1 pseudogene is annotated in these 2,947 nt (G+C 64.3%); it reads right to left on the bottom strand.

The features are described 5' to 3' along the window. Positions 1-2,947, bottom strand: a pseudogene (locus AB5Y72_RS14825) (type I secretion protein); the annotation flags it as partial.

Consider the following 2,947-nt stretch of genomic DNA (forward strand, 5'->3'; position numbering starts at 1 on the left):
GAGAGGGTCAGCCGCACGTCCACCACGGGATCGGAGTCCGCCGTGATGGTCAGGCTGCCGGTGGCCTGCTGATCGTCCGCCGTCTGGTTGTTGGCGGCGCCGTCGAAGCGGCCTTCACTGAGCGTCACCCCGGTCAGGGTGAGGGTCGGGGTATCGCCCTCGACGATGCTGACGTTGAGGGTGCCCGTGGTGCTGTCGTTGTTGCCGCTGCCCTTGTCGCTGTCGACGATATTGAGCTTGAACGGCAGGTCGGTCACGGTGTTGCCGCTCTGGTGAACCCCCTCGAACAGGGTCACCTTGTAGTCAAAACCGTTGCTGGCGGCGTTGTCCAGCTTGCCCACCAGTTCGACCTGAAGCACCTCGACGCGCTGGCCGTTGACTTCCACATAGCCCTTCAGCACCTGATTGCCCGGGATGCTGGCATCGCCGTCGACCAGCTCGTATTTGACGCTCTGACCCAGGGCGGTCAGGGCCGGCTGCTCGCTGATGTCGGCAAACGACACCTCGCTCACCCGATCCGAGCCGGCATTGATCTGGAAGTGGCCGGTGCCGGTCAGGGGGTTGCTGCCGTCGAGATGGCGCTCATCCAGGCTCACCCCGCTGCCTGCCACGAAGACGGGCGCATTGCCGTCCTTGACGATGAGCGGCAAGTCGGTGGAGACCCTGTCCCCGTCCTTGTCGGTCAGGGTTACGGTGAGCGGCAAATTGAGGGACTCGCTCCCCTGGTGATCCAGCTCACCGCTTAAGACAACTTTGGCGGTGACGCTCCAGTTGCCGTTGCTCTCCACCAGGCTCAGCTCGGCCCGCAGCACCTCGTGGCCGTCGCTACTGGTGCCCACCAGATCCCCATTGGCATCCAGGGTGAAGGTGACCTTGCTGCCGTGGCTGTTGTAGTTGCCATCCAGGCACTGCTGAATGGCCGCGATATCGAACTTGAGGCTATCGGGCGCCAAGGCATCAGCACCGTGGTTGACGGTGAAGCTCATGGTGCTCACCACGGCGCCGTCGCCCTGGTTCGCCTCCTTCATCTCGGTGCCGGTCACGGCGCTGATGACCGGGTTGGCCCCATCGCCGATGGCCACGGTCAGGGTGGAGGAGACTTTATCTCCGTCACTGTCCGTGAGGGTAAAGCCCGCCTTGAGCAGACTGTCAGTGCTGCCCTGATCCAGCGGCTGGTTGAGGGTGAAGACGTAGTGGCCGTTCTGATCCAGCGTCAAGGTGAAGACGTTCTGGCCGTTGACCGTGCCGCTGATGCTGTTGCCGCTGACTCTGATGACCACGGGCTGGCCGCCGCTGGTGAGGCCCTGCAGGCCCGGCTGGCTGGCATCGAAGCCGATATGGACCAGGGGGTCGGCGCCTGCGGTGATATTGAGATCCCCGGTGAGGGTCTGGGCCGCGCTCCAGTCGCTGTCCTCCACCAGGGTGAGGGAAACCGGGTCCACCTGGGGCAAGGCGCCGTCGGTGATATGAATATTGAGGGTGCCGAGGTTGCTCTTGTCCCCGTCAAAGTCGGTGCCCTGTACTTGCAGCCCCAGGTTGACGCTGTTGGTGCTGACCGGTTGATCCAGTACGCCATCGAGCGCCACCTGATATTTGCCATCCAGCCCCAGGGTCACGGTCAGAATGGTCTTGCCGCCCGCATCCAGCAGGGTGATGACGTTGCCGTTCACCTCATAGTGGGTCGGCTGGCCGCCGCTGGTGAGGCCATTCAGACCGGGCTGGTTCACCTCGAAGTTCAGCGACACCAGGCGATCGCTGCCCACATTGACCGGCAGCTGGCCATCCAGGGTCTGGCCAGAGGCCCCTTCCTGCAAGGTGACTCCGCTGTCGATGCCGAGGTGAGGATCGGCGGCGTCGGTGATCACTGCGGTGGTGCTGCCGGTGATCACCGAGCCATCGCTGTCGGTCACCTTGACCGGCAGGGTCAGGTCGAGCCTGTCGTCGGCCCCGTGATCCAGGTTGGTGTGTACCTTCACCTGATAGTCCAGGGTTGCCTGGGTGTGAGCTTCGATGCGCCCCGGCACGCTCGGCAGGGTCACCGTCAGCACCAGGGTGCCGCTGGCGGTCACTGCCTGGAAGCCGTGACCGTTGCTGCCCGGCACCTCCTGCCAGGTCAGGGTCTCACCGTTGTGGGTGATGGCCTTGCCGCTCCCATCCACCACCTGGCCGGAGAGGGTCAGCCGCACGTCCACCACGGGATCGGAGTCCGCCGTGATGGTCAGGCTGCCGGTGGCCTGCTGATCGTCCGCCGTCTGGTTGTTGGCGGCGCCGTCGAAGCGGCCTTCACTGAGCGTCACCCCGGTCAGGGTGAGGGTCGGGGTATCGCCCTCGACGATGCTGACGTTGAGGGTGCCCGTGGTGCTGTCGTTGTTGCCGCTGCCCTTGTCGCTGTCGACGATATTGAGCTTGAACGGCAGGTCGGTCACGGTGTTGCCGCTCTGGTGAACCCCCTCGAACAGGGTCACCTTGTAGTCAAAACCGTTGCTGGCGGCGTTGTCCAGCTTGCCCACCAGTTCGACCTGAAGCACCTCGACGCGCTGGCCGTTGACTTCCACATAGCCCTTCAGCACCTGATTGCCCGGGATGCTGGCATCGCCGTCGACCAGCTCGTATTTGACGCTCTGACCCAGGGCGGTCAGGGCCGGCTGCTCGCTGATGTCGGCAAACGACACCTCGCTCACCCGATCCGAGCCGGCATTGATCTGGAAGTGGCCGGTGCCGGTCAGGGGGTTGCTGCCGTCGAGATGGCGCTCATCCAGGCTCACCCCGCTGCCTGCCACGAAGACGGGCGCATTGCCGTCCTTGACGATGAGCGGCAAGTCGGTGGAGACCCTGTCCCCGTCCTTGTCGGTCAGGGTTACGGTGAGCGGCAAATTGAGGGACTCGCTCCCCTGGTGATCCAGCTCACCGCTTAAGACAACTTTGGCGGTGACGCTCCAGTTGCCGT

Origin of the sequence: Aeromonas sp. R7-4 (assembly GCF_040908055.1) — a bacterium.
In the GTDB taxonomy this organism is placed as follows: domain Bacteria; phylum Pseudomonadota; class Gammaproteobacteria; order Enterobacterales; family Aeromonadaceae; genus Aeromonas; species Aeromonas sanarellii.